The following is a 22,115-nucleotide window of genomic DNA, read 5'->3' on the forward strand; positions in this document are numbered from 1 at the left end:
ATCATGAGCGATACACCCTCCCGCAAGACCTTGAGCGTCAAACCGCGCTCCCCAAGCAGCGCGTCTCCGGCGCCCGAGCGCAAGGAACGCCAGCGCTCCGGCGCGCGTGCGCGGCAAGCCGCGCTGCAGCAGCACGCCCAGCAAGCCAGCCGTCCTGCGATGCCGGCCGCGGCCAGCCGCGCCGCGCCCAATGGTGAGGAGCGCAAACAACCGCGCGCCGCGGGCGGCGGCGCCGCACCGCGCGGCGACGATCGCAAACGGCCACATGGCGCACACGCCGGCGGACCCCGCCCCCGAAGGGAACCCCGGCGTGAACCACCGCTGCCCGCCCCAGCCGAGCGCATGGAGGCGATACCGACGGAAGGCCCTGCCGTGCCCCGCGTCGAGCGCAAGCCGCGGGCGGCCCGAACGCCGCGCATCGCCGAAACCTTTCCGGTCTTCGCGCCCTGCCCCCACGGGCTGGAGGAAGCCCTGTCGCTGGAACTCCAGGCGCTGGGCTACGAGCCCGTGCGGGCCGGCCGAGCCGGCTGCCACTTCCATGCGGATTGGACCGGCATCCTGCGCGCGAACCTGTACTCGCGCCTGGCCACGCGCATCCTGGTGCAGGTCGCGCACGCGGAAATCCATACCGAAGACGACATTCTGGAGCTGGCTCGCGAGACCCCATGGGAGCGCTGGTTCGGTGCGGAGCAGACACTGCGCGTGGACACCTCGGCCATCCGCAGTCCGGTGCAAAGCCTGCAATACTGCAATCTGCGCGCCAAAGACGGCATCTGTGACCGCCTGCGCGAGCGCGAGGGCGCCCGCCCGGACATCGACACGGTCCGCCCGGACGCGCGGGTCCACCTGTTTCTGGACGCGCACACCGCCACCCTGTATCTGGACGTCTCCGGCGAGTCGCTCTTCAAGCGCGGCTGGCGCCTGGACAAGGGCGAGGCGCCCTTGCGGGAAAACCTCGCCGCGGGACTCCTCGCGCTGTCCGACTGGACGCCGGAATCTCCTCTGCTGGACCCGTTTTGCGGCAGCGGCACCATCCTGATCGAGGCCGCCTGGATCGCCCTGGGTGTGCCCCCCGGCATCTGGCGGCCCTTTGGCTTCGAGCGCCTGCGGCCCCATGACGCGCGGCTCTGGCGCGACCTGAAAGAGGACGCCAGGGCGAGGATCGCCACGCGGCTCGAGCAGCCGCTGGTGGGCGGTGATTTGCAGCCAGCCGCCATTGCCGCAGCCCGGTCGAACGTGGAACGCGCCCATCTGGCCCCCGAGGCCATCCGCTTCGAGGTCTGCGATGCCCGGAACATGCCGGCCCCCGACAGCGCCGGCTGGATCGTCACCAACCCGCCCTACGGCGAGCGCCTGACCGAAGACGACACCGATCTCTGGCCACAATGGGCCACCCACCTGAAACGGCACTATGGCGGCTGGCAGCTGAATGTCATCACCAGCGACATGGACTTCCCGAAGCACCTGCGGCTCAAGGCGCGCCGGCGGCACCCGCTGTACAACGGGGACCTGGACTGCCGCCTGTTCCAGTTCGATCTCGTGAGCGCCGGGTACCGCGACACTCTGGACAGCGGCTCCGCGGAGCTCGAAGCCTCATGAAGCGTACAGGCCGCCGGGTCCCACACGGACGTCTCTTTTCCACCACCGAGCTTGCTTCATATTAGGGTTAACCCTATAATGCTTTCAGTTCGAGCGAAACGCTCATTTTCTGAAGCAAAGAGGCTTGCTATGAAGAACCTGGAAAGCATTGACGTCCGCCTGACCGACGCCCTGGAACGCGAACTCCTGCAGGAAGCGATCGATAATCAACAAAGCTATGCCCTTGACCGCGCGATCGTGCGGACCTTCCACAAGATCGCCCGCTTGTTCAAGGCGCCTGAAGTCCAGTTGATGCATCACACTGCCCGCACCGCCCACTGAGCGTACCGGCAGAACACCGAGGCCGCCCCTGCCGGGCGGCTTCTGCATTTCTGGGCGATAATTTCAGGTTCGAAGCGCCAGGATTTGCCTGGATAATCCCCCTCATCGCGCCTGCTTCCCGCCTGTCCTGTCCAGAGGCCCCGACCCATGCCTGACACCTCTTCGCCCGTCCCGACTGCCCCGGCGCGCCTGCGGCGATTGGCCTGCATGATGTACGAAGGCGTCCTGCTCTTCGGTGTCGTGTTTTTGGCGGGCTACGTGTTCGATACGCTGACGCAGAGCCGCAGCGGCCTGATGCTGCGCCACAGCCGGCAGGCTTTCCTGTTCCTGGCCATCGGCCTGTACTTTATCGCCTGCTGGCGCAGGGGCGGCCAGACGCTGCCCATGAAGACCTGGGCCATCCGTCTGACCGACCGCGATGCCCGCCCGCTGCATGGCTCCCGGCTGCTGCTGCGGTATCTGCTCATCTGGCCGCTGCCGCTGATCACGGCCCTGGTGGTGGGCGCGATTTCCCGTTCGCTGAACTGGCCGGCGTTCGACATGCTCATCGTCCTCGCGCCGTTTTCCATCTTCGCCTGGACCTGGTTCGACCCGCAGGGACAGTTCCTGCATGACCGGCTGCTGGGTACCGAACTGCACGATCTGAAGCCGCCCGCCCCAGCGTCCGCACCCTGAGCGGCACTCCGGAAACATCCATGACCGACACGCTCAAGAAATACCTGACCACTGATCACAGCACCCGCATCCAGTCGCTCAGGCTGTCGCAAGCCTGGCAGGAGGGGCTGGCGCATCAGACGTTGCCCCCGGCCGTGATTCGCCTGCTGGGCGAGCTGTCCGCGGCTTGCGTGCTGCTGGCCGGCAACGTGAAATTCGACGGCTCCGTGGTCCTGCAGGTCCAGGGCAGCGGCCCCGTCAGCCTGATGGTGGCCGAATGCACCGGTGGGCTGGAATTGCGAGCCACGGCTCACCTGAGAGACGCCGCCGCCGACCTGCCAGAGGATACCGGCCTGCAGGCGCTCATGAACCCGGACGGCAAGGGCCGCTTCACCGTGATGCTGGATCCCGCCACTCGCGGCGAAGGCGCGGGCCTCTACCAGGGGATCGTGCCGCTGGAGGGGGAAAGCGTGGCGCACGCGCTGGAATACTACATGAAGCACTCCGAGCAGCTCGACACCCAGCTCTGGCTGGCGGCCAGCGACCAGTTCTGCGCCGGCCTGCTGTTGCAGCGAATGCCCAGCAGCCAGCACAGCGGCAGCCACGCCCCCGAGCGGCATACGGAAGACGACGACCGGACCTGGGAACACTGCATCACGCTGGCTGATACGGTGTCTGACCCGGAACTGCTGGAGCTGCCTGCGGACACGCTCATCCACCGCCTCTTCTGGCAAGATGACCTGGTGTCGTTTGCGCCCCAGGCGGTACGCTGGCATTGCCCCTGCTCGCGCGAGCGCGTGGCCAACATGCTGCGCACACTGGGTCGGGCCGAGATCGATGGCATCCTGGCCGAACAGGGCCACGTTCACATCGGCTGCAACTTCTGTGGCAAGCCCTACGACTTCGATGCCGTGGACTGCGCCGCCCTGTTCGCCGAGGGCATGCAGCCGCCGACATCCGGATCGGGCCGGCTGCATTAGGCCTCTCCGCGATCCCGGTGCCGCGGGCTGCCCGGACGGCACGCTGACCTTCATCCCGGCCGCTTGCAGCACCACTGCGGGGTGTCGCCCTCCACAGCGGCAGCGATTGCGGCGTCGTGCGGTCGACGGATTCGTCCACGGTCGCCTGGCGGGACCGATTCATCCAGCCGAAGTTTCCACAGTACCCTCGGCGTCGGCACGGGGAGAGAATGGATGCCATGAAGATCAGTCGCCCGACAACGTACCCGCACCCCAGCGCCGTGTTGCCTCCCGCCCAAGGCGGCCTGGGGCTGATCGGGTTCCTGGCAACGGCCGTTCCGGTGATCTGGCTGGGACTGGGCGGCGTGGAGCTCGCGCACTGGATGCAGCTTCGCCAGTCGCTGAGCCTGATTCTGATGGACGCGGCCCGCGTCGGCGCCACGCGCCAGGCCGAACCCGACGCCATGGCGCGCGCGTTTGAACAGGGCCTGCGCCGCATCCACCCCGCAGCCGGCGAAGTCCACGCGATCCTGGCCAGACGCCGCCGGGACCTGGGCCGGCCCTGGCACATCGCCATCCAGCTTCCGGGCCGTGCAGCCTTTGGCGACCACGCCGACCCCACGCTGCAAGGATCGCGAGGCGGCGGGAAGGCGCTGATCCGCAATGATCACCAGGCGGCGCAACATGCCGCCCGACAGGCCCGGGGATGGCCGCAGGGTCGGGGACCGCAGTCCGGACTCACCATCTACGAGGCGAACACGCTCAGGATCACGCTGAGGTGGCCCCACAAGCCTCTTTTCCCCGGCGCTTCCGCGCTGTTGAAATCGCTGGCACCGCTGGCACAGGATGCGCGCAACCGTCACTGGATGGCGGCGGGGTATCTGCCCTTCCGGCGGATGGTGACCGTCGCCATGCAGTCCCACCCCGCCGCATGGCCGGATCTCCCCGACGGCCGAATCACCCATGAAGCACTATCGTTCCAGGCGCGGGCGTCCCGCTCGGATGCGGATGCCGCCGTCTCCACTCCGGGCACACCGGCAGCCCGAGGCTCCGGCGGCACAAATGGCGGCGGGACGGGTAGTGCGAATGGCGAAGGAGCCGACAGCGCGGACGCCATCCCGGGCGCTTTCGACGAGCCGGGCGTACCCGGCCCGGACGGGGAGCATCCGACATCAACGACCGATCCGGACGGCGAGACCGTCCTCGAAGACGCTTGCGTCTCCTAGTGTCCCGTTTGGTTAATTTGTGCACTTATATTCGGATGCATGGGCTTGCCAGACAAGGCGCAAACCGCAGCGATAGCAGTGGCTATCGCGAGGATTTGCAACGCCGTATGGCGAGCCCAGGCGCCGAAGACAAGTATTCGAATTAGCCAAACGGGACACTAGAATGTCCAGTTGGACGAGTTCGTGGCCTTGGAGCCGCAGAGATTCGCTGTCCGGGCAAGATGCCCCACCACCGTGATGGCGGCGGATGATCCGGGCATCGGCAATGCGGTGCGAGCCGCGCCCGCCGGTGCAACCTACCGGGTGGTGGAGCCGGGGTTCGCGGAATAAGCGCTTTCGGGCGGCAAGATCTGCACGAAATATTCGCCTTCGCGAATCATGTTGAGTTCGTTGCGCGCCCGTTCCTCGACGGCGGAGGTCCCGGTCTTCAGGTCCTGGACCTCGGCGGCCAAGGCATTGTTCCGGGCGGTCAGCGCCTGATTGTTGTCGGACTCGGCATCGACCTGGGCCTGCAGGCTGCGCAGACTCAGCCACCCGCCCTTGCCCCACCACAGGGGATACTGGGTGGCGAGCGTCAGTGCCAGCAGAATCAGGCAGAGCAGGCGCATGGCGGCCGTGTGGGCTGGCTTAGCGCAGGTTGTAGAAAGCCGACGTGCCCGGGTAGGCGGCGACCTCGGCCAGCTCTTCCTCGATCCGCAGAAGCTGGTTGTATTTGGCCATCCGGTCAGAGCGCGACAGGGAACCGGTCTTGATCTGCATGGCGTTGGTCCCCACGGCGATGTCGGCGATCGTGGAATCCTCGGTCTCGCCCGAACGGTGCGAGATGATGGCCGTATAACCCGCTCGTTTGGCCATTTCGATGGCGGCAAAGGTTTCCGTCAGCGTCCCGATCTGGTTGATCTTGATGAGGATGGAATTCGCGACGCCCTCGGCGATGCCTTTTTGCAGGATCCGGGTATTGGTCACGAACAGGTCGTCGCCCACGAGCTGGACCTTGCGTCCGAGCTGTTCGGTCAGCAGCCGCCAGCCGTCCCAGTCGTCTTCGGCCATGCCGTCTTCGATGGACACGATGGGATACTTGTCGCACCAGGAGGCCAGCAGATTGGCGAAGTCGCGCGAATTCAGCGAAATGCCGCCCTCGCCGGCCAGGTGGTATTTGCCATCCCGATAGAACTCGGAACTGGCGCAATCCAGACCCAGCAGGACCTGGGTGCCCGCCTCGTAGCCCGCCTCGCCGATCGCCTTCAGGATCAGTTCGATCGCCGCCTCATGGTTGGGCACGTTGGGCGCAAAACCACCCTCGTCGCCCACCGCCGTGGACATGCCGGCCTTGCCGATGATCTTTTTCAGGGCGTGGAAGACCTCCGCGCCCATGCGCAAGGCCTCGCGGAAGCTCGAGGCCCCCACCGGCAGGATCATGAACTCCTGCAGGTCCAGCGTGTTGTTGGCATGCGCGCCGCCGTTGATGACGTTCATCATGGGCACCGGCATCTGCATGGGGCCGCTGCCGCCGAAATACCGGTACAGCGACAGGCCGGCGTCATCCGCGGCTGCCCGGGCCACCGCCATGCTGGCCGCCAGAATCGCATTGGCGCCCAGGCGGCTCTTGTCTTCCGTGCCATCCAGGTCGATCAGGATCCGGTCGATGAAGCTCTGTTCCTGGGCGTCCAGCCCCATCAGCGCTTCGGAGATCTCGGTATTCACGTGCTCCACGGCACGCAGGACGCCCTTGCCCGAATAGCGGGAACCGTCGCCATCCCGAAGCTCGATGGCTTCGCGCGAGCCGGTAGACGCCCCCGACGGCACGGCGGCACGGCCCATGGCGCCGGATTCCAGCAATACGTCGCATTCCACGGTGGGGTTGCCGCGCGAGTCCAGAATCTCGCGCCCGATGATGTCTACGATTGCACTCATGGTCTGACAGTCCTGCCTGTGAGGGTGGATACGATTCGAAAGTCCTGGGTATTGTACCGGGTTCGGGCTGGGTGACCCCATGCGCGATGACCGGGCGCCCCGCGCTCGCCCTGCGTGCGGGCAACGATCGTACCGCGCGGCTACGCCGCAACCTCCATCAAAGGCCGCGCTGCAGGGCGCCGCCCTGTTTGACGCAGCGGTCCAGCGCAACCAGCGTTTCCAGCAGCTCCCGCATCCGATCCAGCGGAACCGCATTGGGCCCGTCGGACAGCGCCTTGTCCGGGTCGGGATGCGTTTCCATGAACACTCCCGCCACCCCAGCCGCGACCGCGGCGCGCGCCAGGACCGGCACGAATTCCCGCTGCCCGCCGGATCGCGTGCCCTGGCCGCCGGGCAACTGCACCGAATGGGTGGCATCGAACACCACCGGGCAGCCGGTATCCCGCATGATGGCCAGCGAACGCATGTCCGAGACCAGATTGTGATAGCCAAAAGAAGCGCCGCGTTCGCACACCATGATGTTCTGCCCGTCGCCGCCGGCGGCAATGGCGGCTGCGCGTGCCTTGGTCACGACCTGGATCATGTCCTCGGGGGCCAGGAACTGCCCCTTCTTGATGTTGACCGGCTTCAGGGTGGCCGCACAGGCGTGGATGAAATCGGTCTGGCGGCACAGGAAGGCCGGCGTCTGCAGGACGTCCGCCACAGCGGCGACTTCGCGCGCCTGGCCGGCCTCATGGACATCCGTCAGCACGGGCACATCGAGCGCCTTGCGCACGTCGTCCAGAATGGCCAGGCCGCGATCCATGCCCGGGCCCCGAAACGATGTCTCGGAGCTGCGATTGGCCTTGTCGAACGAGCTTTTGTAGATGAAGGGGATGCCCAGCGACTGCGTCATTTCCTTCAGGATGCCCGCCGTCTCGAACGCGAGTTCGCGGGACTCGATGACGCACGGGCCCGCGATCACGAACAGCGGCTGATCCAGGCCTGCCTCGAAGTGACACAGTTGCATGGAAGGCTCCTACGAGTGAGTGGCCTGACGCTGCTGATAGGCCAGGGCCGCCTGGACAAAGCCGGTGAACAGCGGATGCCCATCGCGCGGCGTCGAGGTGAACTCCGGGTGGAACTGCACCCCCACGAACCATGGATGGCTGGGGATTTCCATGATCTCGGGCAGGTTCTCGGTCGGCGTACGGGCACTGATGACCATGCCGGCCTGCTCCAGCCGGTTCACATAGACGTTGTTGACTTCGTAGCGATGGCGGTGCCGTTCGTTGACCTCGTCGCCATAGATTTCGTGAGCCCGCGTACCCGGGCGGACCGGACAGCGCTGTGCGCCCTTGCGCATGGTGCCCCCCAGATCCGACTCGCCATCGCGGTGTTCGACGCGGCCTTCGCGATCCTGCCATTCGGTGATCAGCGCCACCACGGGATGGGGCGCCGACGGATCGAATTCGGTACTGTTGGCCCCGCCCAGACCCGCAACGTGGCGTGCGAACTCCACGACCGCAAGCTGCATTCCCAGGCAAATGCCCAGATAGGGGATGCCGTTTTCACGTGCGTACTGGATGGCCTTGATCTTGCCTTCGGTGCCCCGCTTGCCGAACCCCCCGGGCACCAGGATCGCATCCAGGCCCGCCAGGCAGGCGGTGCCGTCCCGTTCGATTTCCTCGGAATCCAGATATTCGATGTGGACCCGCGAATGGGTGTGGATCCCGGCGTGGATCAGCGCCTCGGACAGGGATTTATAGGATTCGGTCAGATCCACATATTTCCCGACCATCCCGATGGTGACCGCATCACGCGGGTTTTCGAGGTCGTGCACCAGCCGGTCCCAGACCGTCAGATCCGCCGGCGGCGGCGTCAGCGCCAGCGCGTCGCAGACCAGGCTGTCCAGCCCCTGCTCATGCAGCATCGCCGGGATCTTGTAGATGGAGTCGGCGTCGGCCACGGAAATGACGGCATCCTGGGGCACATTGGAAAACAGTGAAATCTTGGCGCGTTCCTCTTCCGGCACGGGACGATCGGCGCGGCACAGCAGCGCGTTGGGATAGATGCCGATCTCGCGCAGCTTCTGGACCGAGTGCTGGGTGGGCTTGGTCTTGAGCTCGCCCGCCGAAGCGATGAACGGCACCAGCGTCAGGTGGACAAAAGCGCATTGGTTGCGGCCCAGCCGCAGGCTCATCTGCCGCACCGCCTCGAGGAAGGGCAGCGATTCAATGTCGCCCACCGTGCCGCCGATTTCAACGATGGCCACGTCGGCCTGGCCATTCCAGGCGGCCTTGGCCCCGCGTGCCACGAAGTCCTGGATTTCGTTGGTGATATGCGGAATCACCTGGACCGTCTTGCCCAGATAATCGCCCCGCCGCTCCTTGCGCAGCACGGATTCGTAGATCTGGCCGGTGGTGAAGTTGTTCACCTTGTGCATCTTGGTCGACACGAACCGCTCGTAGTGGCCGAGATCCAGGTCGGTTTCGGCACCGTCTTCGGTCACGAAGACTTCGCCATGCTGAAAAGGGCTCATCGTGCCCGGATCCACATTGATGTAGGGGTCCAGTTTCAGCATCGTGACCCGCAGCCCGCGGGATTCCAGGATCGCGGCGAGTGACGCCGCAGCAATGCCCTTGCCCAGGGAGGATACCACCCCCCCTGTGACGAATACGTACTTGGTCATGTCGGATAGGCGCCCGGGACCACCGGGCGAAGCAGGAAATTTGGATTATAACGGTTCGGTTCGAACCAACAGCCAATCCCGCGCCGCCCCCGACACCAACGGCGACAACCGCTCGCGCACCTGCCGATGATAGGCATTCAACCAGGCGAGCTGGGTGTCCGACAATTGGGCACGCACCACACAGCGAGTGTCGATGGGACACAGCGTGACCGTCTCGAACCGCAGGAAATCCCCGAACTCCGTGCGCTCGGCCGGCACCGCCAGCACCAGGCTTTCAATGCGGATGCCCCACTGGCCCGGCCGGTACAAGCCCGGCTCGTTGGAGGTCAGCATCCCCGCCAGCATGTCCTGGTGGGGGCGGGCATGCCCCCGCACCGAAATCGACTGCGGGCCTTCATGGACGTTCAGGAAATAGCCCACGCCATGCCCGGTGCCGTGTCCATAATCCAGCCCCCGCCGCCACAGGGGCATGCGCGCCAGCGTATCCAGCACCGAAGACGGCGTGCCTGCCGGGAAACAGGCCATGGCGAGATCGATGTGGCCTTGCAGCACCGTCGTGAAATCCTCTTTCTGGGCCTGTGATGGAGATCCCACGGGCACCACCCGGGTGATGTCCGTCGTGCCGCCCGGATACTGTCCGCCGGAATCAATCAGCAGCAGCCCATCGCCATGGATCCGGGCAAACGCCTCGGCGCTAGCCTGATAATGCGGCATGGCACCATTGGCGTTGAAGGCGGCAATGGTGGCAAAGCTGGTGGTGACGAATCCCGGCCGCCGCGCCCGCGCTGCCGTGATGTGGGTATCCACATCCAGCTCGTTCACGGATTCGCCGGCGGCCATCGCCGCCTCGAACCACGCGAAGAATTCGCACAGCGCTGCACCGTCCTGGGCCATGGCTTCGCGGATGTGCTGCGCCTCCGCGGTGGTCTTGACGGACTTCAGGAGCTGCGATGGGTTGATGGCCTGGACCAGGCGAGCCTGTGCCGCGTGCGATAGCGTACCGGCCGTCACCCGCGCCGGATCGACGAGCAGCGCCGTATTGACGGGCAACGCCGCCAGGTCCGCCGCCAGCGCCTCATAGTCGCGCAACGCGACCCCGTCGGCAGCGAGCGCCGCCGCCAGGTCCGCCGGAATCTTGCCGGGCGCCACGTAGAGATGGACCTCGTCGGCCGCCACCAGCGCATGGGCGAGGAATACCGGATTGTGGCCGACGTCCGCGCCGCGCAGGTTGAGCAGCCACGCAATGTCATCCAGCGACGAAATCAGATGCAGCGTCGCGCCATGTGCCCGCATCGCCTGGCGCACGGCAGCCAGATTGTCGGCGCGGGAGCGGCAGGCATAAGGCGCCTGGTGTTCATAGACCGGGGCCCGCGGGAGCACCGGCCGCCCCGCCCAGACAGCGCCCACGGGGTCCTGATCCAGCACGAGGGAAAGCCCGGCGCCCGGCAGCGCATCGTGCCAGCGCTGCGCGGTGGCACAATCCAGCACCCGGCCGTCCACCGCCACCCGATCCCCGGCCCGCAGATGGGCACACATCCAGGCCAGCACATCCGGCACGTCCGGCGCCCCGGCCCGCATGAGCGTGATGCCCGATCCCTGGAGTTGATGCTCGGCCTGCACCCAATAGCGGCTGTCGGTCCAGAGACCGGCGAAATCCGCCGTCACCAGCACGCCGCCCGCCGAGCCGTCGAACCCGGACAGCCAGGCCCGCGCCATCCAGTGCTCCGGAAGATACTCCGACAGATGTGGATCAGCCGTCGGCACCCAGCAGGCCTGGAGGCCCGCCCGTACCAGTTGTCCACGCAATGCTTCGACGCGGGCGGCCGCCGTTGCCAGGGGTTTCATGCAAGCTTCCTTCAGGCGACTGCCGACACGTCCAGTTTCGCGGTTGTCTTGGACTTGATCTCGTCCACCGTCACGCCCGGAGCGAGTTCGGTCAGGCGCAGCCCATCGGGGGTGACTTCCATCACACCCAGGTCAGTGATGACCAGATCCACGACGCCCACGCCGGTCAGCGGCAAAGTGCATTCCGGGAGCAGCTTCAGGCTTTCGGACCCATCCCTGGCGCGTGCCACGTGCTCCATGAGCACGACGACCTTGCCCACGCCTGCGACCAAATCCATGGCGCCGCCCATGCCCTTGACCTTCTTCCCCGGAATCATCCAGTTGGCCAGGTCGCCCTTCTCGGAGACCTGCATGGCCCCCAGGATGGCGATGTTGATCTTTCCGCCGCGAATCATGGCAAACGAATCCGCCGACGCAAAGATCGACGAACCCGGGAGCGTCGTGACCGTCTGCTTGCCTGCATTGATCAGGTCCGCGTCGACCTGGTCATCGGTGGGAAACGGCCCGATACCCAGCAGACCGTTTTCCGACTGGAGCCAGACCTCGATACCCTTGGGGACATAGTTGGCCACCATGGTCGGCAGTCCGATCCCCAGATTTACATAAAAACCGTCTTTCAGTTCCTTGGCTGCGCGCGCAGCCATCTGTTCACGATCCCATGCCATCGTGGTGCTCCTTATGCGTTGCGGATAGTACGTTGTTCGATGCGCTTTTCGGGATGCGCATTGAGTACGATGCGATGCACGAAAATGCCGGGCAGATGCACCTCATCGGGATCGAAGCTGCCTGTGGGGACGATTTCCTCGACTTCAACGATGGTGATCTTGCCCGCCATCGCGACGTTCGGGTTGAAGTTGCGGGCCGTGCGGCGAAACTGCAGGTTGCCGCTGCGGTCGGCCTTCCAGGCCTTGACCAGCGACACGTCCGGCACAATGGAGCGTTCCATCAGGTAGGCGCGGCCATCGAATTCGCGAGTTTCCTTGCCCTCGGCCACTACGGTACCCACGCCGGTTGCAGTGAAGAAGGCCGGAATCCCGGCGCCACCGGCGCGCAGCTTCTCGGCCAGCGTGCCCTGGGGCGTGAATTCGAGTTCGAGTTCGCCCGCCAGGAACTGGCGTTCGAATTCCTTGTTCTCGCCGACATACGACGCGATCATTTTCCGGATCTGGCGCGTGCCCAGCAGCTTGCCCAGCCCGAAATCGTCCACCCCGGCGTTGTTGCTGACGCAGGTCAGATCATGCACCCCAGAATCCCGCAGTGCGGCAATCAGGGCTTCGGGAATGCCACACAGGCCAAACCCGCCCACGGCGATCATCTGACCGTCGGCCACCACGCCGCGCAATGCGTCGGCGGCAGTTTTATAGACTTTATCCATACGACGTTTCCTTCAAGACCAATCAACCAAGAATCCGGAGGCGGCCCCACGCAGGGTTCAGGAACCCGCGAAATGACCACCCGTCATTCAGAAAAACAGCCCTGCAGGGCCTGGAGCTCATCGGGCGTCCAGGGAACCGGCCGCTGCGTCCGCACATCGACACAGACCAGGACGTTGCGGCTCCGGGCATGAACACACTGGCGGTCTTCAGCATCCACGATCCAGCCGTCGAGTTCCATGCTGCTGCGCCCCGTGCGCGCCCGTTTCAGCCCCACGATGACAGAGGCAGGATACAACAGAGGCTTGAGAAAATCACACGAGGTGTGGGCGAGCACCAGGGCCCGCTGCGAAAAGCCGTCCGGGTGCATCCGGGCGAACAGGCGAACACGGGCTTCCTCGAAATAGCGGAAGTAGAGCGTGTTGTTGACGTGATGCAGGGAGTCCATGTCGCCCCACCGAAGCTCGATCCGGGATTCGAAGACCCCGGAAGGCATTTGAATATCAATGGGTTCCGACGGCATCGCCCGACTCCTGATGGTGACCGCGGCAGCGGCTGTGACAAGCGCCAGTATAACGATCTGCAATACAATGGCCGGCAATCAACCGGGGGCTATCGGCCCACCGGCCCCCCACGCCAATCCATTCCGGGAGCCACCTAGCCATGACTGAACGCGAATCGATGGAATACGACGTGGTCGTCGTCGGCGGAGGACCCGCCGGCCTGTCGGCCGCCATTCGGCTCAAGCAGCTCGCTGCTGAACGTGGCCAGGAAGTCAGCGTCTGCGTGCTGGAAAAGGCCGCCGAGATCGGCGCGCAGGTGCTCTCGGGCTGCGTCATGGATCCGCGCGCGCTGACGGAATTGATCCCCGACTGGAAGGAACGGGGCGCGCCGCTGGATGTCGCCGTAACGGAAGACCGTTTCCTGTTTCTCACAGAGACCGCCTCCCGCAGCACGCCGGCATGGCTGCTGCCGGACTGTTTCCGCAACCACGGCAACTACATCGTCCGGCTGGGTTACGTCACGCGCTGGCTGGGCGAGCAGGCCGAGGCTCTGGGCGTGGACGTATTCCCGGGCTTTGCCGCCGCGCAGATCCTCTACGACGAGAGCGGCACGGCCGTGCGCGGCATCGTCACCGGCGACATGGGCGTGGCGCGGGACGGCACGCCTACGGACGCCTACCAGCCCGGAATGGAGCTGCTGGGCCGCTACACCATCTTTGCGGAAGGCTCGCGCGGCCACCTCGGACGCCAGTTGATCGAAAAATTCCGCCTGGATGCCGGCCGCGACCCGCAAAGCTACGCCATCGGCCTGAAGGAACTCTGGGAGGTCGAGCCGGGGAAGGCCCATCCGGGGCTGGTGATGCACACCGCCGGGTGGCCGCTGGACTCGGACACCTACGGCGGTTCGTTCCTGTACCACTTGCGCGATAACCTCGTCGCCGTGGGGCTGGTCGTGGGGCTGGACTATGCCAATCCCTGGCTGTCCCCATTCGACGAATTCCAACGCTACAAGACGCACCCGGCCATCCGGACCACGTTCGAGGGCGGCAAGCGCATCGCCTACGGCGCGCGGTCGCTGACGGCGGGCGGCCTGCTTTCGTTGCCCAAAATGTGTTTTCCGGGCGGCGTGCTCGTGGGTTGCGAGGCCGGCGTGTTGAACGCATCCCGCATCAAGGGCAGCCATTCCGCGATCAAGACCGGCGCGCTGGCCGCCGAGGCGGCCTTCGAGGCGGTGGCGGCGGGCCGCCGCCACGACGAGCTTACGGCCTACCCGGCCGCTTTCGAGCGTTCGTGGCTGCACGCCGAGCTGAACAAATCGCGCAATTTCAAGCAGTGGTTCAAGAAAGGACGCACGGTCGGGACGCTGATGACGGGGGTGGAGCAGTGGCTGCTGAAGGGCAACATCCCCTGGACCATTCATCACGACAAACCCGATCACGCCTGCCTGCAGCCCGCTTCGCAATGCCCGCGCATTTCGTATCCCAAGCCCGACGGCAAGCTGACCTTTGATCGGCTCAGCTCGGTATTCATCTCGAACACCCACCACGACGAGAACGAGCCGGTCCACCTGACACTGAAGGATGACACCGTCCCCGTGGCCGTGAACCTGGCGAAATACGCGGGGCCGGAGGCGCGCTTCTGCCCCGCCGGGGTCTACGAATACGTGAAGACCGAATCGGGCGGAGACCGCCTGCAGATCAATGCGCAGAACTGCGTTCACTGCAAGACCTGCGACATCAAGGATCCCACTCAGAACATCGTCTGGGTGACGCCCCAGGGCGGTGAGGGCCCGGTCTACAACGGGATGTAGAGCCAGCAGGCGCCGGCATGCCCGGCGGCGGCCGCCTTCAGGTCTGGGCGTTTGCCTGGGCGGGCAGCACGGCTGCCAGATCCAGCGATCTCATCGAATCGACCGCCATTTCCCAGCGGCCCTCGGCGCACAGGCCGCTCATGCCGGCCTGCTCGTAGCCATCCAGCGCGGCCCGCACACAGGCGTCGCGCACGGCCTCGGCCAGCAACCGCCGGGCCTCGTCGTCCACAAGCTGCGTCATCGTTCAGTTCCTTTTTGGTGCGTCCGAATGCATTCTACCCCCGGGGGTCGAGGCCCCCAGGGGTAGACAGGAATCGGGGAGGACAGCCGCCCGGTGAGCCGGACCGCCGGGCCTGCCTCAGTCATGTGACCGGAGCGGGCCGGCTTTCGCGGGTCAGCCCTGGACCTGCTTGCGGATGTCTTCCACCACCGAGGCGTTGGCCAGCGTGGTCACGTCGCCCACGTCACGTCCATTGGAGATCGACGCCAGCACCCGGCGCATGATCTTGCCCGACCGCGTCTTGGGCATGTCGGGCACCACGTGCACCCGGCTCGGCTTGGCGATCTTGCCGATGATGTCCTCGCAAGCCTGATTGACCGCCTTCACGATGGCGTCGGAAGAGGCCGTCGATCCCGCCGCCAGCGAAACGTAGACCTCCGGAACCTTGCCCTTGATCTCGTCGTTGACCGCCACCACCGCGGCCTCGGCCACGTCCGGCACCGTCAGGCACGCCGACTCGATCTCCTTGGTCCCGAGGCGGTGGCCGGATACGTTGATCACGTCGTCGATACGGCCCAGAATGCGGAAATACCCGTCCTGGGCCTGCATGGCGCCATCTCCCGACATGTAGGGCCAGTCGCGCCAGTCCTTGCTGTCCGGGTTCTTGCAATAGCGCTCGAAGTAGGTCTTCACGAAGCGTTTGTCGTCACCCCAGATGGTCTGAATGATTCCGGGCCACGGGTTGCGGATGCACATGTTGCCCGCCTTGTTCGAGCCGGCCGGCAGCTCGTTGCCGTCTTCGTCGTAGATGACCGGGTAGACGCCCGGCAAGGCCGGGCCGGCGCTCCCCGGCTTCATCTTGTCCAGGGCCGGCAGCGTGCTGCACAGGAAGCCGCCGTTTTCCGTCTGCCACCAGGTATCGCAGATCACCGCCTTGCCCTTGCCGATCTGCTCGTAGTACCAGCGCCAGGCGCTGGGCTCGATGGGCTCGCCCACCGTCGTCATGTGCTTGAAGTTCTGCGGTCCCTTGATGGGTTCTTCCGGCCCTACGCGGCGCAGTGCCCGGACGGCGGTCGGCGAGGTATGGAAGATATTCACGCCCAATTGCTCGGCAATGCGCCACGGGCGGTTCATGTCCGGGTAGGTGGGCACGCCTTCGTAGACCACGCTGGTGGCCGCCAGCGCCAGTGGGCCGTAGACGATGTAGGAGTGACCCGTGATCCAGCCGATGTCGGCCATGCACCAGTAGGTGTCTTCCGGATGAATGTCCTGCACCCACTTTGAAGTGCCGGTCACATAGGCCAGGTAGCCGCCCGTGCGGTGCTGGCAGCCCTTGGGTTTGCCCGTGGTGCCGCTGGAATACATCAGGAACAGGGGCGCTTCCGGATCCAGATGCTCGGGCGCCACGCGCTGGCCCCGATATTGCTTGAGCACATCATTGATGAACACGTCGCGGCCTTCGACCATCGGCGTGGCCGCGCTGTATTTGCCGGGATAACGCTGCCAGACCAGGACCTTGTCGACTTCCTGACCGAGGTCGTGGGCTTCCTGCACGGCAATGTCGGCCTTTTCCTTGTGGTCGATCAGATGGCCCGAACGCCAGTAAGCATCACACGTGATCAGGTACCGGCTGCCCGAATCCTGGATGCGCTGGCCAGCGGACTTGCCCGAGAAGCCACCGAACACCTGGGAGTGAATGATGCCCAGGCGGGCGCAGGCCAGCATGGTGATCGGCAGGTCCAGGGTCATGGGAAGGTGCAGCGTCACGCGATCGCCGGCCTTCAGGCCGCAGTAGTCGCGCAGCAGCGCGGCCATCTCGTTGACCCGAACATAGAGTTCCTGGTAGGTCATGGCGACCGGCGACTCATCCTCGACCTCGCTCACGAAGATAAAGGCTGCCTTGTTGCGGTATTTGTCCAGGTGACGATCCACGCAGTTGTAGCAGGCGTTGATCTTGCCACCGGTGAACCACTTCCAGAACGGGGGGTTGCTGGTATCCAGGACCTGCTTGTAAGGCTTGAACCAGGTGAGCATGTCGGCGTATTCGCGGTAACAGTCGGGGAAGTTCTCCTCGCCAAAGCGCTTGCGAATGTCCGGATCCTTCATGTTGGCCTGGTCGATGAAGGACTGCGACGGCTTGAAATAGCTTTCTTCCTGCCACAACACCGCGATCTGGGCCTCGTTGGCGGCCGCATCGTCACGGTTCACGGTTTTGTCTGTCATGTCTCTTTCCCTTTCTCCAAAGCGAGCCGCGCACAGCGTTCTTCGAACTTGCGTCAAGGAAACCGTTCCCCGGCCCAAACACATCGATAATAATAGCGACTTTCACGCCAGACGCACTACGCGCCGAAGCGGCAGACACGCCACGATTCCCCCTGCGGCGGCCCGCCAGATCCGGCCCAAGTCGGGCACGCTGCCACCGTACTGCCCGAGTCTTACTCCATACTGACAGCGGCCTCACCGCTGGATGCATCGCGCGCCCGCACCCCGCGATCGAAATCCAGGCGAGCAAGCTGCAGCAGGCCCCCCAGGAAGAAGACCCCCGTGGCCAGCAAGGCCACGCGGTGGTTGCCACCCGTGGCCCACACCAGGAGTCCATAACACAAGGGGCCGACCACCGCCGACAGCTGGACGGCGAACGTCCAGAGCGCGAAGAACTCCGCCGGGCGCCGGCGCGGCGAGAGCACTCCCACCATGGCACGCGCCGCGCTCTGGCTGGTGCCCATGCACAGGCCTGCAAGCCCCGCCGCCGTCCAGAACAATGCGGGCGAATGACCCAGGGCGGCAAGCAGCACCATGACGATCCAGCCCGACAGGGTAAGGGCCAGCGCCCGGCGATGGCCGATCCTGTCCTGCACGTAGCCGAAGCTGAAGGCACCCACCGCCGCGCCGATATTGACCAGGAACACCAGCAGCATGGTCCGCTGCAGGGTGAAGCCCATGACTTCGGTAGCATAGACCGACGCCAGCGTGATCACCACGGTGATTCCGGCCTGATAGCTGGCAATGCACATGAGCAGTCGCCGAAAGTCGGGGAAATCGCGGCGCGTCTCCCGCCAGGCGCGGCGCAGCTGGGCCAGCATGGACGACGCGGCCTGCACGTCGCCGGCCCCCGGTTCCCGCAGCCAGAGAAACGACGGTACGGCTGCCAGGGCAAACACGCCGGCCGTGAGCAGCATGATCCAGGGGACATAATGCGGCGCTCCCAGGCCCTCGGCCCCGGCCGAAGCCGCCACCCACAACGACAGCCCCAGGGTGAGCATCCCGCCGCAATAGCCGAAGCTCCACCCCCAGCCGGACACTCGCCCCATGGACTCCGGACGCGCCAGGCTCGGCAGGAAGGAAGCCACGGCGGACTCGCCGATGCAGTAGCAGACATTGGACAGCGCGAGCCACAGCAGGCCCCACGCGATGTCGCCCGGCGCCACGCTTGCCAGCACGGCCGTGCCCGCCACACAGCCCACTGTGCTGGCATACAGCAGCCGCCGGTGGCCGCCCCGCGCATCGGCCCGCGCGCCCAGCATCGGCATGATGAACATCACCACCAGATAGGACAGCGACAGCGCCGCGGTCAACGCGAGCGTGCCCCAGTGGTGGCCGGCCGCGACAACACCCACGAAATAGGCATTGAATACGGTCGTGAGGACCACCGTGGTATAGCCCGAATTCGCGAAGTCATACATGGCCCAGGACCAGACCTCGCGGCGGCCCACGCCGGGCAACAGCGGCGAAACCGGGCGGGGGCCGGGGGCCGGGCACGAAACGGTCCCGTCCCCGCCGCGCCCGCTCGAGGGTTCGGCGGGATTCCCGTCCCGACGTGGGGTCCCGGCCCCCGTCACAGCGCCTGGCGGATCTGCTCCAGGGCGGAGGGATCCTCGATGGTGGTGAGGTCGCCCGGATCCCGGCGCTCGCACAGGGCCACAATGGCGCGCCGCAGCACTTTGCCCGAACGTGTCTTGGGCAGAGCCGTGACGAACAGAATGCGGGCCGGGCGAGCGACCGCACCGTTGCGCTGCTCGATGACGCGCTGGATTTCGGTCGCCAACCGGTCCCGCGCGCCCTCCTCCGCCAGCAGGTCCTGGTTGCGCAGCACCGCAAAGGCCACCGCTACCTGGCCCTTGATCTCGTCGGCCACCCCCACCACAGCCGACTCGGCCACCGCGGGATGAGTATTGACGGATTCTTCGATCTCGCGCGTGCCCAGCCGATGGCCGGCCACGTTGATCACGTCGTCGGTGCGGCCCAGGATGTACCAATAGCCATCGTCGTCCACCAGGCCCCAGTCCGAGGTGGAATACGTCAGGCGCCCGGGGAACGACTCGAAATAGGTCTTCACGAACCGCGCATCATCGCCCCAGATGGTGCTCAGCGCCCCCGGAGGCAACGGCGGCTCGATCGCCACCACCCCCTTCTGATTGGGACCGCAATCGCGTCCAGTCAGTTCGTCCACCACCCGCACGTCGAATCCGTAGGCCGGGAAGGTCGGGCTGCCGAACCGCATCGGGACTTCTTCGACGCCCGGCTGCGCCGACAGGATGGGCCAGCCCGTCTCGGTCTGCCAATAATTATCCACGACCGGCTTGTGCAGGACCTCCGACAGCCATTTGCCCGTGAGCTCGTCCAGCGGCTCGCCCGCCAGGTAAATGCGGTCCAGGGAGGACAGATCATGCCGGTGCAGCAGCGCCGGATCGTGCTTCTTCAGTACGCGGATGGCCGTGGGCGCCGAAAAGAGCGCGTTGACGTGGTGGTCTTCCACGATTTTCCAGAGGATCGCCGCGTCGGGGCGCACCGGCGTGCCCTCGTACATGACAGTAGCCTGACCGTTGAGAAGCGGCCCATACACCACATAGGAATGCCCGACCACCCAGCCCACGTCGCTGCTGGAGAAGTAAACGTCGCCCGGCTTGCCGCCGAAAATGTATTCCATGGACGCGCACAGCGCGACCGCATAACCGCCTGTATCCCGCTGCACGCCTTTGGGATTGCCCGTGGTGCCCGACGTATACAGCACATAACTGGGCTCGCTGGCCTCCAGCCAGACCACCGGAACCTGGGCATCGAGATGGCGCGCGCGCAGCGTGGCGTAGTCCAGATCCCGCCCCGCCGTGAGCGCCATGGGCACCAGGCCGCGATCCACCAGCACCACCCGTTCCGGCGCGTGGCTCGATTGCTGGATCGCCTGGTCCAGCAGCGGTTTGTAGGCGATCGGGCGCCCCCCGCGAGAACCCGCATCGGTGGAGACAATCAACCGGGGTTGCGCGTCGTCGATGCGCTGCGCCAGGTTGTGGGCGGCAAAGCCGCCAAACACGACGGAATGGATCGCGCCGATGCGCGTGCAAGCCAGCATGAAGAAGGCGGCCTGCGGAATCATGGGCAGATAGATCAGGACCCGATCGCCCTTGACCACCCCCTGTTCCTGAAGGATGGCAGCCGCCGCATTGACCTCGCGCGCCAGATCGGCTCGCGTGTAGACGATTTCCTGCTCGACTTCCGTGGACACCCAAATGAGGGCCGGCTGATCGGCTTGCGTCGCCAGCCAGCGATCGACCGCGTTGTAGCACAGGTTGGTCCGGCCACCCACGAACCAGCGCGCAAAGGGCGGACGGGAATAATCCAGCGTGCGTTCGAATGGCGTCTCCCAATGGATGCGCCGCGCCTCGCGTGCCCAGAACGCCTCCCGGTCCTGGACCGATTGACGATGGAATTCATGGATCTTCTGCATGCGTTTGTCTCCGGTATCGTCCGGCGGACAGACTACGGCCGCGGACATTTCTTGTCGTTGCAGTCATGGTGCGCCCAATGCTACACCTACCGGGGAAACTAACGGCATCCCCTGACGCGAGCCTGACGGCGCCCGCCTCTGTTACGTAACAGGACGTCCGATCGGGTTGCCAGCCAAAGGACGATTGAATAAACTCACGGGGTTGCCCGCAGGGCGGGTATGCATCCATCAACCCGGTGTTTCCGTTCGTCCACCCCGTGATCCCAAGCAATCTCGGGCCAACAAGCAGTTTTTGTGTCAGTCTCGGCATCATGAGACCGGTTCGGACAGAAGCGCTGATGAGAAAAACTTACAGCCCATGCCACCGCCACATTCTTCCACCGCGCTGTCGGCCCTGTTCTGCCCCCCCCGCTTCTTCAAGCTGCTTCTATGTACGGGCATGATGGTGCTGGCGGGTTGCGCGACGCAGCCCCGACAGACGGCCGATAATAGCGACTCCTCCAATCATCTCCTGCGCGACAGTTACCTCGCCCGAACCCAGTCGGATCCACTGGGGGCCTGGCTGAAGAACGACGACAGTCTCGCCATCAACTACCCCGACGACGACTCCCAGCCGAGCGCCTCTTCTCCCGTCCCCAAGACCATGGTCTCCACGGCGATGCGGTTCCTTGGGGTCAAATACCGATTCGGGGGCGACACGCCCAAAGAAGGCTTCGACTGCAGCGGCCTGGTGGCCTACGCGGCTGAAAAGTCCCTCGGGCTGAAGCTGCCTCGATCGGCGCGTGACCAGGCCCAGGCGGGTACCTCGGTGGACCGCGACGAGCTGCGCCGGGGCGATCTGGTGTTCTTCAACACCCTGGGCCGGCGCTATTCGCACGTGGGCATCTACCTCGGCGACCACAAATTCGTCCATGCTCCCCGCACCGGCTCGGCCATCCGGGTGGACGACATGGACATGGCCTACTGGCGGTCGCGCTACAACGGTGCCCGCCGACTGGATATGGCCGGCGGCGAAAAGATCGCCAGCCGGGCGGCCGCCGAACGGACCGAGTCCGGCGAACACGCGCGCAGTTCCCGGTCGGCCCACGAGTCGCGACGAGACCACGCCTCCAAGTCCACTCGCTCGGCCAAGTCGGCTCACACGGCCAAGGCGACGCGCGCGGAAAAATCCTCGCATACGGCCAAGCAGACGCACGCAACCGCCAAACGGACCAGCCACACGGCTAAAAAACCTGTCCGCACAGCACGCCGCTAAAGCCCGGCATCCCGCACAGCCAGCGTTCGACGGCCCCTCATCG

19 protein-coding genes are annotated in these 22,115 nt (G+C 65.5%); 7 read left to right on the top strand and 12 right to left on the bottom strand.

The window, feature by feature from the left end; all coding sequences use genetic code 11:
- Positions 1–3 precede the first annotated feature (3 nt).
- From ACVCMJ_RS07070 to ACVCMJ_RS07090, 5 genes are all read left to right on the top strand, one after another.
- Positions 4–1,599: a THUMP domain-containing class I SAM-dependent RNA methyltransferase gene (locus ACVCMJ_RS07070; RefSeq protein ID WP_447080728.1), complete on the top strand. Its 1,596-nt coding sequence runs from the start codon at positions 4–6 to the stop codon at positions 1,597–1,599.
- Between the two features lie 129 nt (positions 1,600–1,728).
- Positions 1,729–1,920, top strand: coding sequence for a hypothetical protein (locus tag ACVCMJ_RS07075; protein ID WP_447080729.1), 192 nt, complete (start codon positions 1,729–1,731; stop codon positions 1,918–1,920).
- Between the two features lie 147 nt (positions 1,921–2,067).
- Positions 2,068–2,595 (top strand): RDD family protein, encoded by a 528-nt coding sequence (locus ACVCMJ_RS07080; protein ID WP_447080730.1) that lies wholly within the window; start codon positions 2,068–2,070, stop codon positions 2,593–2,595.
- Between the two features lie 20 nt (positions 2,596–2,615).
- The gene (gene hslO / locus ACVCMJ_RS07085) at positions 2,616–3,554 is read left to right on the top strand and encodes an Hsp33 family molecular chaperone HslO (protein ID WP_447080731.1); all 939 of its coding nucleotides are present in this window, start codon (positions 2,616–2,618) and stop codon (positions 3,552–3,554) included.
- A gap of 218 nt (positions 3,555–3,772) precedes the next feature.
- Complete coding sequence (locus tag ACVCMJ_RS07090) at positions 3,773–4,759, top strand: hypothetical protein (RefSeq protein WP_447080732.1); 987 nt, start codon at positions 3,773–3,775, stop codon at positions 4,757–4,759.
- Between the two features lie 296 nt (positions 4,760–5,055).
- Here ACVCMJ_RS07090 and ftsB read toward each other — a convergent pair whose 3' ends face one another.
- From ftsB to ACVCMJ_RS07130, 8 genes are all read right to left on the bottom strand, one after another.
- Positions 5,056–5,367 (bottom strand): cell division protein FtsB, encoded by a 312-nt coding sequence (gene ftsB, locus ACVCMJ_RS07095; protein ID WP_447080733.1) that lies wholly within the window; start codon positions 5,365–5,367, stop codon positions 5,056–5,058.
- Between the two features lie 19 nt (positions 5,368–5,386).
- Positions 5,387–6,673 carry a phosphopyruvate hydratase gene (gene eno, locus ACVCMJ_RS07100; protein WP_447080734.1) on the bottom strand — a complete coding sequence of 429 codons (1,287 nt, stop codon included), beginning with the start codon at positions 6,671–6,673 and terminating at the stop codon, positions 5,387–5,389.
- 157 nt (positions 6,674–6,830) lie between these two features.
- Positions 6,831–7,682: a 3-deoxy-8-phosphooctulonate synthase gene (kdsA, locus tag ACVCMJ_RS07105; RefSeq protein WP_447080735.1), complete on the bottom strand. Its 852-nt coding sequence runs from the start codon at positions 7,680–7,682 to the stop codon at positions 6,831–6,833.
- 9 nt (positions 7,683–7,691) lie between these two features.
- On the bottom strand, positions 7,692–9,344 hold the full coding sequence (locus tag ACVCMJ_RS07110) for a CTP synthase (RefSeq protein ID WP_447080736.1): 1,653 nt from the start codon (positions 9,342–9,344) through the stop codon (positions 7,692–7,694).
- A gap of 45 nt (positions 9,345–9,389) precedes the next feature.
- The gene (locus ACVCMJ_RS07115) at positions 9,390–11,189 is read right to left on the bottom strand and encodes an aminopeptidase P family protein (protein WP_447080737.1); all 1,800 of its coding nucleotides are present in this window, start codon (positions 11,187–11,189) and stop codon (positions 9,390–9,392) included.
- 11 nt (positions 11,190–11,200) lie between these two features.
- Positions 11,201–11,854: a CoA transferase subunit B gene (locus ACVCMJ_RS07120; RefSeq protein WP_447080738.1), complete on the bottom strand. Its 654-nt coding sequence runs from the start codon at positions 11,852–11,854 to the stop codon at positions 11,201–11,203.
- A gap of 11 nt (positions 11,855–11,865) precedes the next feature.
- The gene (locus ACVCMJ_RS07125) at positions 11,866–12,564 is read right to left on the bottom strand and encodes a CoA transferase subunit A (protein WP_447080739.1); all 699 of its coding nucleotides are present in this window, start codon (positions 12,562–12,564) and stop codon (positions 11,866–11,868) included.
- An 83-nt stretch (positions 12,565–12,647) separates the two neighbouring features.
- Positions 12,648–13,058: an acyl-CoA thioesterase gene (locus tag ACVCMJ_RS07130; RefSeq protein ID WP_447080740.1), complete on the bottom strand. Its 411-nt coding sequence runs from the start codon at positions 13,056–13,058 to the stop codon at positions 12,648–12,650.
- Positions 13,059–13,225: 167 nt separating this feature from the next.
- Here ACVCMJ_RS07130 and ACVCMJ_RS07135 point away from each other — a divergent pair, with 167 nt between their 5' ends.
- Complete coding sequence (locus ACVCMJ_RS07135; protein ID WP_447080741.1) at positions 13,226–14,875, top strand: electron transfer flavoprotein-ubiquinone oxidoreductase; 1,650 nt, start codon at positions 13,226–13,228, stop codon at positions 14,873–14,875.
- 37 nt (positions 14,876–14,912) lie between these two features.
- On the opposite strand, the gene ACVCMJ_RS07140 is transcribed toward ACVCMJ_RS07135, so the two are convergent.
- From ACVCMJ_RS07140 to ACVCMJ_RS07155, 4 genes are all read right to left on the bottom strand, one after another.
- A complete protein-coding gene (locus ACVCMJ_RS07140) occupies positions 14,913–15,116 on the bottom strand; it encodes a hypothetical protein (RefSeq protein ID WP_447080742.1) in 204 nt (67 codons plus the stop codon).
- Positions 15,117–15,269: 153 nt separating this feature from the next.
- Positions 15,270–17,318, bottom strand: a complete 2,049-nt coding sequence (acs, locus tag ACVCMJ_RS07145) for an acetate--CoA ligase (RefSeq protein WP_447080743.1) — start codon at positions 17,316–17,318, stop codon at positions 15,270–15,272.
- A gap of 212 nt (positions 17,319–17,530) precedes the next feature.
- Positions 17,531–18,820: an MFS transporter gene (locus tag ACVCMJ_RS07150; protein WP_447082759.1), complete on the bottom strand. Its 1,290-nt coding sequence runs from the start codon at positions 18,818–18,820 to the stop codon at positions 17,531–17,533.
- Positions 18,821–18,930: 110 nt separating this feature from the next.
- The gene (locus ACVCMJ_RS07155; RefSeq protein WP_447080745.1) at positions 18,931–20,817 is read right to left on the bottom strand and encodes a propionate--CoA ligase; all 1,887 of its coding nucleotides are present in this window, start codon (positions 20,815–20,817) and stop codon (positions 18,931–18,933) included.
- A 358-nt stretch (positions 20,818–21,175) separates the two neighbouring features.
- Between ACVCMJ_RS07155 and ACVCMJ_RS07160 the strand changes: the two genes are divergently transcribed.
- The gene (locus ACVCMJ_RS07160) at positions 21,176–22,072 is read left to right on the top strand and encodes a C40 family peptidase (RefSeq protein ID WP_447080746.1); all 897 of its coding nucleotides are present in this window, start codon (positions 21,176–21,178) and stop codon (positions 22,070–22,072) included.
- Positions 22,073–22,115 lie beyond the last annotated feature (43 nt).

This window comes from Castellaniella sp. UC4447_H14, assembly GCF_052978285.1.

Coding starts and splice junctions, on each gene's coding strand:
- ACVCMJ_RS07070 (WP_447080728.1), top strand. CDS start 4: ATGAGCGATACACCCTCCCGCAAGACCTTGAGCGTCAAACCGCGCTCC.
- ACVCMJ_RS07075 (WP_447080729.1), top strand. CDS start 1,729: ATGAAGAACCTGGAAAGCATTGACGTCCGCCTGACCGACGCCCTGGAA.
- ACVCMJ_RS07080 (WP_447080730.1), top strand. CDS start 2,068: ATGCCTGACACCTCTTCGCCCGTCCCGACTGCCCCGGCGCGCCTGCGG.
- hslO (WP_447080731.1), top strand. CDS start 2,616: ATGACCGACACGCTCAAGAAATACCTGACCACTGATCACAGCACCCGC.
- ACVCMJ_RS07090 (WP_447080732.1), top strand. CDS start 3,773: ATGAAGATCAGTCGCCCGACAACGTACCCGCACCCCAGCGCCGTGTTG.
- ftsB (WP_447080733.1), bottom strand. CDS start 5,367: ATGCGCCTGCTCTGCCTGATTCTGCTGGCACTGACGCTCGCCACCCAG.
- eno (WP_447080734.1), bottom strand. CDS start 6,673: ATGAGTGCAATCGTAGACATCATCGGGCGCGAGATTCTGGACTCGCGC.
- kdsA (WP_447080735.1), bottom strand. CDS start 7,682: ATGCAACTGTGTCACTTCGAGGCAGGCCTGGATCAGCCGCTGTTCGTG.
- ACVCMJ_RS07110 (WP_447080736.1), bottom strand. CDS start 9,344: ATGACCAAGTACGTATTCGTCACAGGGGGGGTGGTATCCTCCCTGGGC.
- ACVCMJ_RS07115 (WP_447080737.1), bottom strand. CDS start 11,189: ATGAAACCCCTGGCAACGGCGGCCGCCCGCGTCGAAGCATTGCGTGGA.
- ACVCMJ_RS07120 (WP_447080738.1), bottom strand. CDS start 11,854: ATGGCATGGGATCGTGAACAGATGGCTGCGCGCGCAGCCAAGGAACTG.
- ACVCMJ_RS07125 (WP_447080739.1), bottom strand. CDS start 12,564: ATGGATAAAGTCTATAAAACTGCCGCCGACGCATTGCGCGGCGTGGTG.
- ACVCMJ_RS07130 (WP_447080740.1), bottom strand. CDS start 13,058: ATGCCTTCCGGGGTCTTCGAATCCCGGATCGAGCTTCGGTGGGGCGAC.
- ACVCMJ_RS07135 (WP_447080741.1), top strand. CDS start 13,226: ATGACTGAACGCGAATCGATGGAATACGACGTGGTCGTCGTCGGCGGA.
- ACVCMJ_RS07140 (WP_447080742.1), bottom strand. CDS start 15,116: ATGACGCAGCTTGTGGACGACGAGGCCCGGCGGTTGCTGGCCGAGGCC.
- acs (WP_447080743.1), bottom strand. CDS start 17,318: ATGACAGACAAAACCGTGAACCGTGACGATGCGGCCGCCAACGAGGCC.
- ACVCMJ_RS07155 (WP_447080745.1), bottom strand. CDS start 20,817: ATGCAGAAGATCCATGAATTCCATCGTCAATCGGTCCAGGACCGGGAG.
- ACVCMJ_RS07160 (WP_447080746.1), top strand. CDS start 21,176: ATGCCACCGCCACATTCTTCCACCGCGCTGTCGGCCCTGTTCTGCCCC.